The sequence below is a fragment of the Streptomyces sp. Ag109_O5-10 genome (assembly GCF_900105755.1).
Taxonomy (GTDB): Bacteria; Actinomycetota; Actinomycetes; order Streptomycetales; family Streptomycetaceae; genus Streptomyces.
Genome location: NZ_FNTQ01000001.1, coordinates 1,082,007 through 1,095,823 on the forward strand (window position 1 = coordinate 1,082,007; position 13,817 = coordinate 1,095,823).

At 68.2% G+C, this 13,817-nt stretch carries 8 protein-coding genes and 2 pseudogenes; 2 read left to right on the plus strand and 8 right to left on the minus strand.

The genetic code is table 11. The features are described from left to right. Window positions 1–22: 22 nt before the first annotated feature. The 4 genes and pseudogenes from BLW82_RS05075 to BLW82_RS46200 form a co-directional block, all read right to left on the minus strand. Window positions 23–4,345 carry a sacsin N-terminal ATP-binding-like domain-containing protein gene (locus BLW82_RS05075; RefSeq protein ID WP_256215649.1) on the minus strand — a complete coding sequence of 1,441 codons (4,323 nt, stop codon included), beginning with the start codon at window positions 4,343–4,345 and terminating at the stop codon, window positions 23–25. A gap of 605 nt (window positions 4,346–4,950) precedes the next feature. Further along, the gene (locus tag BLW82_RS05080; RefSeq protein WP_256215650.1) at window positions 4,951–5,289 is read right to left on the minus strand and encodes a hypothetical protein; all 339 of its coding nucleotides are present in this window, start codon (window positions 5,287–5,289) and stop codon (window positions 4,951–4,953) included. Between the two features lie 169 nt (window positions 5,290–5,458). Continuing rightward, a complete protein-coding gene (locus BLW82_RS05085; RefSeq protein ID WP_371131302.1) occupies window positions 5,459–6,724 on the minus strand; it encodes an IS701 family transposase in 1,266 nt (421 codons plus the stop codon). Between the two features lie 65 nt (window positions 6,725–6,789). After that, window positions 6,790–8,244 (minus strand): annotated as a pseudogene (locus BLW82_RS46200) (AIPR family protein). 804 nt (window positions 8,245–9,048) lie between these two features. Here BLW82_RS46200 and BLW82_RS44240 point away from each other — a divergent pair. Next, on the plus strand, window positions 9,049–9,201 hold the full coding sequence (locus tag BLW82_RS44240) for a hypothetical protein (protein WP_177232841.1): 153 nt from the start codon (window positions 9,049–9,051) through the stop codon (window positions 9,199–9,201). On the opposite strand, the gene BLW82_RS05100 is transcribed toward BLW82_RS44240, so the two are convergent. After that, a complete protein-coding gene (locus BLW82_RS05100; RefSeq protein WP_093497665.1) occupies window positions 9,176–9,619 on the minus strand; it encodes a VOC family protein in 444 nt (147 codons plus the stop codon). The genes BLW82_RS44240 and BLW82_RS05100 overlap by 26 nt on opposite strands. Window positions 9,620–10,034: 415 nt before the next feature. Next, complete coding sequence (locus tag BLW82_RS05105) at window positions 10,035–10,784, minus strand: lysophospholipid acyltransferase family protein (protein ID WP_093497666.1); 750 nt, start codon at window positions 10,782–10,784, stop codon at window positions 10,035–10,037. Window positions 10,785–11,272: 488 nt separating this feature from the next. Here BLW82_RS05105 and BLW82_RS44245 point away from each other — a divergent pair. Continuing rightward, window positions 11,273–11,884: pseudogene (locus BLW82_RS44245) on the plus strand (helix-turn-helix transcriptional regulator); the annotation flags it as partial. 214 nt (window positions 11,885–12,098) lie between these two features. On the opposite strand, the gene BLW82_RS05115 reads toward BLW82_RS44245, so the two are convergent. Together BLW82_RS05115 and BLW82_RS05120 are read right to left on the minus strand one after the other, a co-directional pair. After that, a complete protein-coding gene (locus tag BLW82_RS05115) occupies window positions 12,099–12,734 on the minus strand; it encodes a DsbA family oxidoreductase (RefSeq protein WP_093507866.1) in 636 nt (211 codons plus the stop codon). Between the two features lie 160 nt (window positions 12,735–12,894). Further along, the gene (locus BLW82_RS05120; protein ID WP_093497667.1) at window positions 12,895–13,590 is read right to left on the minus strand and encodes a type 1 glutamine amidotransferase domain-containing protein; all 696 of its coding nucleotides are present in this window, start codon (window positions 13,588–13,590) and stop codon (window positions 12,895–12,897) included. Window positions 13,591–13,817: the final 227 nt, after the last annotated feature.

The following is a 13,817-nucleotide window of genomic DNA, read 5'->3' on the forward strand; positions in this document are numbered from 1 at the left end:
TAGGAGCACCACGGCTGGCTGCCTATCTATCCTCCTCGAGTTGGTACACCCGGCTGTGCGCCCCTCTGACGCCCGTAACCGTCACACTGCTGCTCGGACGGCAAGTCAGCTGCTGGAGCGGCTGCGGGATGATGCGTACAGAGACGGGGCCGGCCCCGGACTCCAGTCCGGAGACGACGACGAGGAAGAAGTCGTCACTCTCCACTGCTCGCTGGAATTCCGCGGGCGTCAGCAGCACCGTGTCCGGCTCGGTGTCTTTGTATGCCTTTAGTTCGTAGAACCTCGACAGTGCGTCCACCGCGTCGGCGCCGAGGCCACGCTGGGCTCGTAGGTCGCGCAGCCAGTCATCGTCGGCGGCGAGTGCCTTGCGCACCACGTCCAGAGCCACCTTTTCCTGCTCCAGGCTCGTGTAAGCGCGCGGTGGCGTGTGCTGTTGGGGGATCGCTGATCCGGCGCGGGGCTGCGGCAGGCCGGACGTTCCCGATGTGTACCCGCTCGGCCGTGCGGTGGGCGCGTCCGCGGCCGAGGACCTCGGTGGCGTGATGATGCCGCTCGGGTCGACGAGCCGGAGTCTGCCGGGGTCGACGAGCTTGCGCGGTGGAGCGGCGGGAGCCGCAGGCGGGGCTGACGGCCCCGTCGCGGGCGGCGGTCCGCCGGGGACAAGCGGGAGGATCACCGCCGTGCGTGAGGTACCGGCTGCCGTGCCGGCCTGCGCCTTGGTTGCGGTACGCCGTTGGTCCACCTCGCTTCCGAGTTCCCGGAGCCGTCGTTCGCGTTCGGCCTCCGCCGCTTCCCGGTCGCGCCGCACCTGATCGTCGGCAAGGCTCAGTTGTACGGCCGTACGGCCCTTCTCGGCCTGGTCACACGCTGCTCCCCAGGCGAGGGCCACCTCGCGGCGGCTGCCCGGAAACCGGGCGGCGATCGACCGGCCCACCCCGGATGTGCGTGTCAGAGCGGCAGTGTCACGCACGTACAACGTGCCCGAGGACCAGTCGATCCCGGCGTCCACGGGCACGTGCACCGTCTCGCCCGTGTCCGGAAGATCGAGGCAGCAGGCCAGGTGAGGGGCGATGCATACAGTCAGGTCAGCCAGCTGGTCCCACGAGCAGTCCAGGGACTGCGCAACGCTCGCGGCGTTGCGCTGCAGGTCCTCGCGGAGGTGGGTGACGGCTGACCGGACCAGCGCTGTGGCGTCCGGGTCCGCCAGGGCCGGGCCAGGGCTGTACACGGTGACATGCTCTGCGGCGAGCTCGCTCACGCGCAGGGCTCCGATCAACGGCCGGAACTGCTCCAATTCGGCTCCCGGGCACCACACCGCACGTTCCCGGCCCAGCGCCTCGGCTACAACCGGGTCTTCGACGGCGTACACGGGCCGCTTGCTTCGCCAGCCCTGGCTCGTCCAAAGAGGGAGGCGTCCCAGGCGCTTGGCCGTCAACGCGCCGGGATGAGTACGGCCCAGAGCGGCGAGCATCTTCAAGGTCTCCAGGACGATGGACTGGGTCGTCCCGTCCGGATCGTCCCGACCCTGCTTCCGGTCCTGCTGTGCCAGCTCCTTGATCACGGCCGTGGCGTCGTCCACAGTCGGCAGGCGCACTGCGAGCCGCTGCCAGAACTCCTCGCTGCCTGGAAACGTGGGAGCGAACGCACGGAGCGGACCGAAGAGCGGCGCTCCGCGCAGGCACTGGCTCGGCCGGCGCCAGCCGGAGTCCGTGAGGACGAGGCCGCTCCCATCGCCGAATGCCCGAAGGACCGAGCCCAGGGACATCTCCCCCGAGGCTCTCTCGCCACGGCCAAAGACGCGCTCTGCCAGGGCTTGGTAGAGGATCAGCGCCGCGGGCACATCCCTGTCGCCGCCCTCTTCCTCCCGTCGGCGCAGGCGCCGCAGACATTCCACGAGGTCCTCCGTGCGGGCCTCTGCAGAAATGCCCAGGGCGCGCAGCACATCACTGCGTCTGCCGACCAGTTGCTGGATCTCGGGATGGAGGAATCGCTCGTCGTCCGCCCCGTACACCGCGACCGTGCCGGTGGTCCGCATGCGGAGTCGAGCCGGGGCAGACAGTGCGCCGTTACCGGCGTCCAGCCATGGTGTGTCGCGCAACTGCCAGAGCCAGAAAGCTGCGGTTCTGCCTCGATTCTGCCATGCGTAGTAGTCGTAGACGGCATCCACCTCGTCGTGGTCGGAGAAGCGGCTCCATGCCCGCCCGAGGACGTGAAACAGCGCTGCCGCCCTGCGCCTGCGGAGCTGCGGGTCCTGCTCCGCCGCTATGCCAGAGGCGACGGCACGTAGGTCGGGGCTTTCGTAGTCGTCGAGCGTGAAGGTCGCTTCCAGAACGCGCAGGGCATCAGTGCGTGCTCGAGGTCCCGAAATGACTTCCGCCGGCAGCCCCTTCGGGCTCTGCGTGAAGCGTTCCCGCGCCCCCGGGTGCCTGCGCAACCTGGGCGCGGTCTCCGCGCCCAGGAGCCTCAGGAACTTACGGGCGCCCATCCCGGCGCCGCCGCGCTGCAGGACCTCGGCGTACCGAGGCCGCAGCCACACCAGCCCGGCCGTGCGACCGGCGGCGAAGGCGAAGCTCTCCTCGCGTTCCGAACTGTCCAGTCGGGCGGGTAGGTACGCCCGGGCGGGAGCGACGTCGATGTCTTCACGCTTTCCGGCGCGGTCGTAGCGATGCCCCTGCAGCCAGATTGCGTGGCCCACGTCGCGCCCCAAGGTCTCACGCTCGTGGTCCGGCACGCGTGCGAATCCGTCGCGCAGTTCGATGAGCTGGTCATCTGTCAGCCGCAGTACGTTCGGGCCGCTGCTCCCCGCCGCGCCGATGGCCGCGAGGCGCCGGATCACGGCCACCGCGTCCGCGTCGGTCAGCAGCGCCTCCCGCGTACGGAGCCATGTCCTCACCGACCGCGCCTCGTCGGTGTCGGCGAGGAATGCCGGATGGATTTCCCGGGAGAATCCGAGACTGGCGCCGAGGCCCCGCGGGGCGTCGGTGAACACCGCTGGCTCCGCGGGCCGGGGCACACGGTGACGGCTCCCTGAGCTGTCCACGAGCCAGCGGCTCGACAGCAAGGAGGAGTAGATATTCGAGGCAAGTCCCACCGCGGCGAGGCGGATGTTCGCCTGCGGCGACCGGGTTTCGTCGTCGAGGAGGCGTAGCGCGTCGTAAAGGTCCACCGTCGCGGGAACCGCACTGTCGTGGTTCTCCCAGTCCGCCAGCACCTCGCGCCATCGACCGTCCTCGTCCCGCGCCACCTTGGGCAGCACGGCGGTCCGCTCGGCGACGCGGGAGATCTCTTCTTCGGTGACCACGCCCACCAGCGTCTCGTCCTCCACCGCGAGATCATCCAGGCCGAGCGGCCCGTAGCCCGGGACGTCCAGGACGAGACCGTGGGACACGCCCGCCCTGGCACGGTCGAGGAGTAGTCGCTCCAGCGCGGCGACCGGGTCGCGGGAGTCGCGCATGTCGTCGGGGAGCGGCACGGCGCGCCAGGCCCGTGCCGGATCCCACCGGAACTGCCACAGGGCGGCGGCCGTCCACAGGTCACCCACCAGTTCATTCAGTGCGCGGTTCCACGGGGTGTCGTCGAGCGCCTGACGGCTGGCGATCGGATCGAACTGGGCGCTGATACAGAGGGACAGAGCGGTGTCCGCGACCGGAAGACCGGCGTAGATCCGCCCGGCGTCATCGGGTCCGAGAGGAAGAGCCACAGCGATTGCGGTGGTGGACCCCACCGCCTTGTGAGACCGGGTGATCCCGGAGGGGCTGGGAACGGTCGTACGGCAGATCAGCCACCGGGACCCATCGCCGGCGCGTGCCTCGCCGGTCTCCACGTCGGCGCTCTGACCGCCCACCACGGCCTTGAACGGCTCGCCGGTCTCACGGTCGAGCGCCAGCCGGTGCCGGACACGACCTTGTTCGTCCAGGTGCGTGACGCTGCCGACACTGCCGAGGAAAAGCAGCGCGCTGTCCCCCCACTCGGCAAGCCACGCGTCCACCTCGCCCGCGCCGAGCACGCCCGGCTCCAGAGGAACCCGTAGAACCGTCCAGGCGTCGCCCGCGAACCAGTCAGGCAACGGGAACGGCCTGGCCACGGCGATGTCAGGATCGCCGACCCGGAACCGGTAATGCCCGCAGTGAACCTCCAGATGCGGGGAGAGGGACTGTAGGGTCATCAGGCCGATCCCGAACCTACCGGTGGATTCCGCCTGCTCTGCCTTGCTCGTCAGCCAGGGCATCGCCAGGGCCAGAACGTCCGGCAACCGTACGGGACTGCCGTTGTGGGCGACGATGAGTTCCTGTTCCCTCGTCAGAATGCGTACGTCCGTGGCGCCGAGGTCCTCGGCGTTCTGCACGATCTCCGAGAGTCCCTGGAGACGGTCGCTCGACAGATTCCCCGCGTGGTCTCGGGTACGTCTCAGCGCGTGCCGTACTTGACCGTCCAGTCGCGCGAACCGGCTGCCGAGTCGCTCGACCGCCGCCTCAGTCGCCGCCTCACCCTCCGGCTCCGGTACGACGGCTCCTTCTGGGATGCCCTCCATGGAGAAGAGCGCATCGGCGGACGCAATTCCCCGCTCCACTGCATCTGTTCGACGCACCGCATCCCCCGTGGTCATCCCTGTCCCCCGCATACCTCGACACTCCCCACGACACAGGGTAACGAAGCCAGCGCAATCAGCACACGTCAACCCGAGACCTGTCGCCGTATAGCCCGAGCCCAAAAACAGCCCCGACCCGCTGCTCAACGGGTTGAGCCCGACAAGCCGATCGACCCGCGCTACCTGATCCAGGACGACCACTCCACGCTCCGTCAGAAACAGTGATCGGCAAGGACAACGACTTCAGCTACGGCATCATGTCCCCGAGGAAGCCCACCGGCCGGTTTGGCCTCCGCCGGGGGCACAGGTGCGAGATGCGCGGCTCGGATCATGACCGGCGGGCGGGGGGATCGCCGGAACGCTCAGCCCTCGATGTGATAGCGGCTCTGAGACACGACGGCTTGGCGGATCTTGGTGGTGAAGTCGGCCGTACGGGCGATCCGGTCGACGCCGCCGGCCTTGTTACGACGCAGGACGCTCTTGAAGTTCTGCTCCAGCGTTCCTGTCATTCGGAACATCAAGTCGTCGCTGAGATGGTCAAGATCGATGTTGAGGAGGTCCCGCGGCGACGGCTGCCGTAGCCGTGTGAGGGTGTAGGCGGACATGGCCGCCAGCGGGTACAGCCAGTTCTCGAGCGAATCCCCCAGCAAGGGACGGTCTTCGGCGTACCGAGTGAGGAACATGCGCAGCCTGGTGTGCACGTCGAGACACAGCCGGTAGATGTCCAGATCGTGCCGCGGCGAGAAGATCTGGGCCTAGTAGGGCTTGGTCAGGTTCGTATTGGGGTGGGTATGTCGTGGTGGCAGGTGGGGCAGGCGCCGGTCCAGAGGGCGAGGAGTGTTTGCAGCTCGCGGACGGTCTGGTAGAGGCTCAGTCCTGCGCCGTGTCTTTTGGGTCTCGTGCCAGCCGTTGGAGTGTGCAGAAGGCGTGGGCGGCGGAGACGAGGGTGACGTGGTGGTGCCAGCCGTTCCAGGTGCGGCCCTCGAAGTGGGCCAGTCCCAGGGCTTGTTTCATCTCGCGGTAGTCGTGCTCGATGCGCCAGCGGAGCTTGGCCAGCCGCACCAGGGTGGCCAAAGGCATGCCGGAGGGCAGGCTGGACAGCCAGAACTGCACCGGTTCGCTCTCGTCGGCTGGCCATTCGGCAAGCAGCCAGCGCTCGGGCAGTTCCGGTTCGTCGGCCGGCTTGCGGATGCCGCGTCCGGCGGGACGGATGCGCAGGGCGACGAACCGCGAGTACATGCGCCTGAAGCCGCTTCGGCTGTTGCCCGGCCGGGATCCCTCTCGCCAGGACACCGGCCGAGCGGCCGTCCGGCCGGCCGCGATGACCAGGTCCTTCACGCTCTGCGGCGGGTCGGGGTACTGCATCTTCGACGGCCGGCCGGTGCCCGCGTAGGCGGGCTGGACGGGCCGGGCATCGGCAGGGTGAGCGGTGTGGCGGCCGGAGATGCCCACCGCATAGGGCAGATTGCGTTCTTCCAGGCCGCTGCGGAAGGCGGCGGCGTCGCCGTATCCGGCGTCCGCGACGACGAGGGGAACGTCGATGCCCCACGACCGTGCTTCGTCGATCATGTCCAGGGCCAGCTGCCACTTCTCCACGTGTCCCGTCTGGGCGGGGATGCCGCAGCGGGTGCGGCGGGCGACCTTGGCCGCATCTGCCTCGGGCGAGGCCGGGTCCCAGCCGGCCGGCATGAACAGCCGCCAGTCGATCGCGGCCGAGGCACGGTCGGTGGCCAGGTGCAGCGACACTCCCACCTGGCAGTTGGTGACCTTGCCCGCGGTTCCGGTGTACTGCCGGGACACGCACGCCGAGGCGTCCCCGTCCTTGAGGAACCCGGTGTCGTCGACGATCAGCGCTTCCGGCCGGATCGCGTCCTGCATCTTCCAGGCCAGGCGGGCCTGCACGTGCGCCGGATTCCACGGGCTGGTCGTCACGAAGTGGGCCAGTGCCTGCCGGTTGCCGTCCTCGCCGAGGCGGGCCGCCATCGGCTCCACCGACTTGCGCCGACCGTTCAGCAACAGTCCCCGCACATAAACCTGTCCCCATCGCCGCTGGTCAGCACGGAAGAAGCCGTCGAACAACTCCGCCGTGAACGCCTCCAGGGCCTCCCGGACCCCGACCATCTCCTCAGGTGTCACACCACCTCAACGACACCCACCGACCAACGGACACGCCATCCACAAATGAACCTGACCAAGCCCTACTAGTGCTGGTCGTCGAGCAGCAGCGCGTCGGAGTGCCGCAGCGCGGTGTGCGGTTCGCGCAGTATGAAGGCGGTGAACTCGCGGGCGAGCCGGGCCATGCTGACGACCCGGTCCAGTGGGAACCCGAGGTTGCGGTAGTAGCTGGCCCGGCGCTCGTAGTAGTAGCCGCCCGCGTGGCCGAGGCTCTCCTCGATGTCCTTCTGGATGGACTCTGTGGCGCGCAATGCGCCGGCGGGCAGTTGGGTCTGGCTGTTGGTCGCCCGGATGATGCGGTCGCGAGCCGTGCCGTTCTCAGGAGCGACCACGATCTTCACCAGGAGGGACCGATCGCGGTGCTGGCCGCCGTTCTGGAATTAGCTGTAGATCTCGTGGCTGGTCTGTAGCCCGTTGACGATCTGAGGCTCCCTGACCACGATCTTCTTGCCGGCGATCTGGGCGGCGTCCGCGACGACGGTGACGCCGTTGTTAAACCACCAGAAGTCCTCGCCGGTACCGGACCTCAGGGTCTCACCGATGGCGTTGTTGACGGCGGTGGATCCCGCGTAGTCGCGCACGTTTGACTCGAACAACTCCAGGCGCAACGCCTGGTTGTCGGACGTGATGAAGCGGTAGTACTCATCCAGCCGCGCCAGACATACGTATCCCTCGCCGAGCGACGTGCTCATCGGCGTTTCGGTGAACACCAGTTGTGCGACGGCTTTTGCTCCACGGGCAGTCCGCTCGCGCAAGTCAGCAGCGTTGAGGTACTCCAAGTCAGCACGCGTATCGGACGTGATCTTCGCAAGTTCCCGCCTGAGCCGGTCACCCTTGGCCTTTACGTTGGGGTGCGGCGTCTCTGCCGACTTGTTCGCATAGATCACCTTGATGTGAACCTGCGGGAACGAAGACGCCAGTTCCTCGAGGATGTACAGGAAGCGGCGCGTACGCTCAAGCAGTTTGGCATTGGTGTGCGGAACCAGATCCTCCTCCTCCCGGCCCATATCCAGCAGAGCCGGCAGATGGAAGTGAAGCTTCTCGATCACAGACTCCTGGTAACCCGACGAGTTCTTCGCCTGCAGGATGACCAGCTCGATCTTGCCAGCACGTGGCAGAAGGAACTGATGCGCGTCGGCGGTGATGTAGCGCTCGTCCACGAACGTCCAGATACCGTCAATTCCGCAGTCGTGCGCACCGTCGACGATGCCGTCCGTGATCTCGTCGTTGTCCAGGTCCCAGTCCTGCAGCGCCTTGTCCGCGGCGAAGAACGTGAAGAAGTCGTCCCGGCTCTTGTCCGGCGCGAGCTTACGATGCTGGTCCTCCAAGATGCGCTCCAGCAGCCGCTGATCATTGCTCTGCACCGACACCACGCGAGACCCCCAATCTCCGCACCGGAACAAAGAGATGTTGGCAGGCTTACGCGACCATGAACAGCCCGCAGACGAGAAGCCCGTGCGCCCCTTGGTGGGGGCAGGCATCGCCTCAGACCCTCCAAGGGCATTCGAATTTGCAGACGCGAAGGCTACGACCTGTTGGTCGCAAGGGCCCCGGGCCGCATCTACCGCAGGCGTATGTCATCACTACGCCCTCGCGTCAAGTGCTCGCTGGAGGAGAACCCAGGGGGTGCGGTGCCACCGCCGGAACTGCAGCACACCCGCTCGGAAGCACCCTCCGACCGCGTCTGCAGGGGCTTGCCGTCGAACGCCTCTCTCACAGGCGTTGTCACACGTCTGTCACCAACTACGCCGACTCCCCCGGACTGCGATGCCTGACCTGCGACTACGCACCCGCCCTGGACTGACGTGGACGCCCGAAGACGGTCTTTACAACCTGTGCCATGTAGTACCGCACACGAAGCCACGAGACAGGAAAGATCCGGACCATAGGCGGACCAACCGAGCCGCAACGGCCACCTCCTACACCATCACTGCAGTTCAGGGGCTCGCAAGCGCTATACCACCAGCAGACCAAGAATCTTCTGGTGTCGTACTCGCCGAAGAAGCTGGGCTTCTTCTAGAGGCACGAAAAAGGGCGCCTGAACTGGGAAACTCCCCATCAGGCGCCCTTCTCCACAACTGTTCAATCAGCAAAGCGAAAAGATACTTTGCTCCAGATTTTCCCGCCGGTACGCCAGCGCCTCGCATCTGGTCCGGACCAGGAACTTCGCGTAGTGGCGGAAGAAGACCTGGATGCCTCAGGAGGTCGGCACCGGAAGACGTGGCGCCTGACTCTTGACACCCTCGATGAACTGGCCCGGCTCCTGCGTCGTCACACTGAACCCGATGACCAGGCGGGAGGGGCTCCGGATCCTCGGACGCCGACTGGGCACGGCGCGGGTTGGGGCCGAATGCGCCGCCGCCGAGGAGATCGTCGAGCTGTGCGGAGGACTGCCACTGCGCTGGGACCTGGTCACCGGCCGGGAAGGCGGGTCGTGACCTCCTGCAGGGCCCACCCGTTGCCGTCCGGGTCGTGGAAAGCCGCGAACGAGCCGTAGCTGGTGCGCTTCGGATCCGGGCCGTTGAGCCGTCCCTCCTGCGTGCCGCGGTGGAAGACCCCGCCGGCGTCGTGGAAGATCTCGCCCACCTCGACGCCACGGCCGACGAGTTCGGCGCGGGCCGCCTCGATGTCGGAGACGATGAGGTGCAGGCCCTGCACTGAACCCGGTGCCGCCGTGGTGACCCCGGTACCGAAGAGAATCGAGCACTGCGAGCCGGGGGGCGTCAGATGCACCACCCGGTAGCCGTCGTCGGCGACATGGTCCACGTCCAGCCGGAATCCGGCCTTCTCGTAGAAGGCCTTGGCCCGGTCGACATCGGAGACGGGAAGCACGACTACTTCGAGTTTCAGATCCATCTGTGCCTTCTCTCTTCCGCGGACGGACGCCTACCGTCACGGCGTCACCGGTCTAACCGGTGAGATGATGACAGTCGATGAGTCACCGGTCAAACACGTGACACATGGGATGAGTGACTGGGCGGCCCGCGCCTCCGGGTCGGCGCATCGGGACGCGGCGAAGGGGTACCGACCACATCCACGGCGACGGGACCGCTCCCCCGTTTCGCCGAGTCCCGGCCACGGTTGAGCAGGACGGCGGCGGCCGCTCCCCCGTCAGTGGTGCGGGCGAGGGTCCGCACCGCTGACGGGGTGCACCGAGACGACCCTTGCACCCGGAGAGAACAGGGGCACGCTCATCATGACCACACCGCACGCGGGACCCGCCGTCACAGCACGGGAGCCCACCACCCGCCGCTGACGGCCGGTACGGAGCTCACCGGGTCCGTTCGCGTGCGGGGCGGCGCACGGTGTGGCGTTCCGCGGGGGGTTGTTCGTCGCGGATGTCGGCGAGGAGTGCGGTGATGGCGGCCATGATGTCTTCGGTGGCGTCTTTGAGCACATCAGAAGTGAGAGCCTTGCCCGCATACCGGCTCAGGTCGACGGGCGGTCCGGCCACCACATGGACGGGCTGACGGAGGACCGGCCGCAGTCGCCGGTCGCCACGGCCGCCCCGCGCATAGGGCGGGGCGATCCGGTGGGCACCCCACTGGGCGACCGGGATGACGGGCGCACCGGTCGCCAGAGCGATCCGTGCCGCACCGGACCTGCCGGTCATCGGCCACATCCGGGGGTCCCGGGTGACGGTGCCCTCGGGGTAGACGGCGACGCAGTCCCCGTTGTTGACGGCGTCCACCGCGGCGCGGAGCGCGAGCGCGGCGTCGGCGGTTCCGCGGTGGACCGGGATCTGGCCCGTCCTGCGCAGCATCATGCCGACGAAGGGAATGGTGAACAGCGAGGCTTTCGCGAGCAACCGTGGCGGCCGGCCGCTGTCGTACTGGAAGTGCCCGTAGGTGAGCGGATCGAAGTACGAGATGTGGTTGACCACAGTGATGAAGCCGCCCTCCGCCGGTATGTGTTCGTGCCCGCGCCAATGGTGTTTGACGAACAAGGCCAGCACCGGTTTCACGATGGCGGCTGCCAGCCGGTACCAGAAGCCGTAGGGGCTGCGCGGGTTGCCGGGCACTCGGGTCCTCCTTGGTTGCGTGCGCTGCGAGCAGGCCACGTCCCCCTGTCGTCCCGGGTTCCTGACAGGTTCGGACGCTGGTCACACCGACAAATATACTTGATCCTGCAATTTATTCGGATCGAGAGACCGATGCCTGACAGCCGGACCAACCCCCTGGACCGGCGGGCGACGGGCTGGGGCGGCCCGCGTGAGTGAGGGGCCCTGTCGTTCCCCGGAACGCGACTCCCTGGAGTTCCGTTCCCAGGAGATCCGCCGTGCCCGGTTTCACTCCCGTCCGCTCCGCTGTGGCGCCGGACGATGCCACCACCACGCCTGGAGGGTCGCGAGCGGCCATGGCTGCCGCTCTGCTGGGCACGTTCGTAATGACGCTGGACGCGCTGATCGTCAACGTGACTCTGCCATCGGGCGTGGGGTCGGCGGCGGCATGACCGGCCTGCGGTGGGTCGTGGACGGTTACACCTTGACGGAACTCGTCACCCCCTTGGGTCAGCATCGACTACTACGCCCGCCTCGAACGCGGCAGGGAAACGCGGCCCAGTCCTCGGTCGTCGACTCCCTCGCCCGCGCACTGCGGTTGCAGGAGGAGGAGCACGAGCATCTGCGCAATCTGGCCGCCCGGACCGCCGCCCCGGCCGCACCGTGCGGCCGGGCGTCCGCCTGCTGCTGGAGCACCCGCGGCCGAGCCCCGCCTACGCCCTCAGCCGCACCCTCGACAAACTCGCCGCCAACCCCGGCGGCCTGCACCTCTACGCCGGCACCGACCCCGACGCCCCGACCTCGCCCAGTTCGTCGGCGAACTCCTCCTCAAGAGCGGGGACTTCGCCCGTCTGTGGGAGCGTTACGACGTCCGTCCGCACCGCCCCGGCACCAAGCACTTCCGCCACCCCCAGGTCGGCGACCTCACCCTGGGCTACCAGACCATGCAGCTCGAAGGCACCCCGGGGCACCGTCTCGTCGCCTACTACGCCGACCCCGCGACACCCGACCACGACGCGATGCTCCTGCTCGACATGCTCGGCACCCAGCACGCCCCCGAGTCCGTCGACCGTGTCGACATGCCCTCTCCTGACCAGCGCCGCGAACCGGGACGGCGCTGACCGGACCTGCCGAGGTGCGCGCACTGCCCGGTCAGGCCGGCGCGGTACACCGCCGACGAGGCCGAGTGCCGGTGGTGGACGGAACGCGGACGCCCGCCAGGGCACGAGCGGCGTCGCCGCCGGGGACGACGGGCCGGCCGGTCCGGCACCTGCCGGGGTCGTGGGTCGGCGAACTGACGACGGCACCTGTCCGCCGAGCACGTCCGCCGACGATTCACCGGTCCGCCCAGGCCTGGTCCAGCGCCTGCGTGAACGCGTCCGGCGACTGCACACCGCCCACCCCGTACCGCCGGTTCAGCACGAAGAAGGGCACGCCGGTGACGCCGAGGTCGGCCGCCCGTCGCTCGTCGGCCCGCACCTCGGCGGCGAACGCGTCAGGGTCGTCGAGCACCGCGCGCGCCTCATCCGCGTCCAGCCCCGCTTCGACGGCGAGAGCGACCTGGGTCTCCCGGTCGTAGACCGAACGCTCTTCCGCGAAGTTCGCCTGGAAGGCGAGGCCCATGAGCTCGGCCTGCCTGCCACGGGACTTGGCGAGGTGAATGAGCCGGTGCAGGTCGAAGGTGTTCCCGAAGACGCGCCCACCGACGCGGAATGCCAGACCGACTTCCCGGGCCAGGGCCGCAGCCTGCTCTTCTCTGGCGACCTGCTGCTCACGGGTGCGCCCGTACTGCGCGGCGACCGCGTCGATGATCGGCACCGAGCCGTTCTCCGCCCGCGGGTTCAGCTCGAACGACCGGTGCACCACCTCCACCTGGTCACGGTGAGCGAAGGCGGCAAGACCCCGATCGAAGCGCGCCGTTGCGACGTAGCACCAGGGGCAGGCGATGTCAGTCCATATTTCGACACGCATGTTCGACATATCCCGTCGTCCGTTGGCCGTTTGTGATGCGTCGACCACCTGACAGGCAGGACAGCCGACCGGTCAGCCATAATAGACGACCGGACGTCTACTAACCTCGGGGTACCCACCGACCCACCCCCGCTTCCCGCTGCACGGTTGAGCTACACGGTCACTTGAGGACCCCGAGGAGCCGGTCGGCGAGGACGGCCGCCGAGTGAGGGTTCTGCCCGGTGATGAGGTTGCGGTCCTCCACCATGTACGGCTCCCAGATCGGGCCCCGGCTGAAGTCGACGCCGACCTTCGCCTTCAGGTCGGTCTCCAGCAGCCACGGCGCCCGTGAGGCCAGGCCGACACCCTCTTCCTCCTCGTCCGTGAAGCACGTGACCCGGTAGCCCTTGAACGGGGACTCGCCGTGGATCCTGGTGGCCAGCATCGCGGCCGGGGCGTGGCACACGATGGCGAGTGGCCTGCCCGAGGCCAACTGTGCCGTCAGCAGCCGGCCGGCGTCGGCGTCGAAGGCCAGGTCGGACATCGGACCGTGACCGCCGGGCAGGTACACCGCGTCGTAGTCCTCCAGGCGCACGTCCGACAGCTTGAGCGGCCGCCGCATCACCTCGGCGGAGCGGATGATGGCCTCAAGCTCCAGGGCCCCCTCCTCACCACCGGCCATCGAAGGCCGCAGGCTCATCATGTCGACGTTCGGGACCACACCGCCGGGCGTCGCGACCACGACATCATGGCCGGCTTCCGTGATCGCCTTGTAGGGCATCGCGAACTCTTCCGCCCAGTACCCCGTCGCATACCTGGTGCCGTCCTTGAGCACCCAGTACGTCGCCCCACTCACTATGAAGAGGACTCTCGCCATGGCACCTGACCTCCTAATCCTCGGAACTGCTCGAACGAGCCGGAGGATGCGTGGGATTCAGCTCGGGGCTCATGCCCGACCAGGCATGCGAGCCGGTTCTCTCATTGCACGTCCGGCCCCAGGGCCGGGCAACTCGGCGGCGACCCGGGCCCTGCCGCGTACCGCCCCGCCTCCCACCGCGGACCCCGCCCAGCGGACGCGACACGCGAAAGGGGCGACCGCCGGAG

What these genes read in the sequence shown, in the direction of transcription:
- BLW82_RS05115 (WP_093507866.1), bottom strand. Translation starts at nt 12,734, where the DNA reads ATGCGTGTCGAAATATGGACTGACATCGCCTGCCCCTGGTGCTACGTC.
- BLW82_RS05100 (WP_093497665.1), bottom strand. Translation starts at nt 9,619, where the DNA reads ATGGATCTGAAACTCGAAGTAGTCGTGCTTCCCGTCTCCGATGTCGAC.
- BLW82_RS44240 (WP_177232841.1), top strand. Translation starts at nt 9,049, where the DNA reads ATGACCAGGCGGGAGGGGCTCCGGATCCTCGGACGCCGACTGGGCACG.
- BLW82_RS05120 (WP_093497667.1), bottom strand. Translation starts at nt 13,590, where the DNA reads ATGGCGAGAGTCCTCTTCATAGTGAGTGGGGCGACGTACTGGGTGCTC.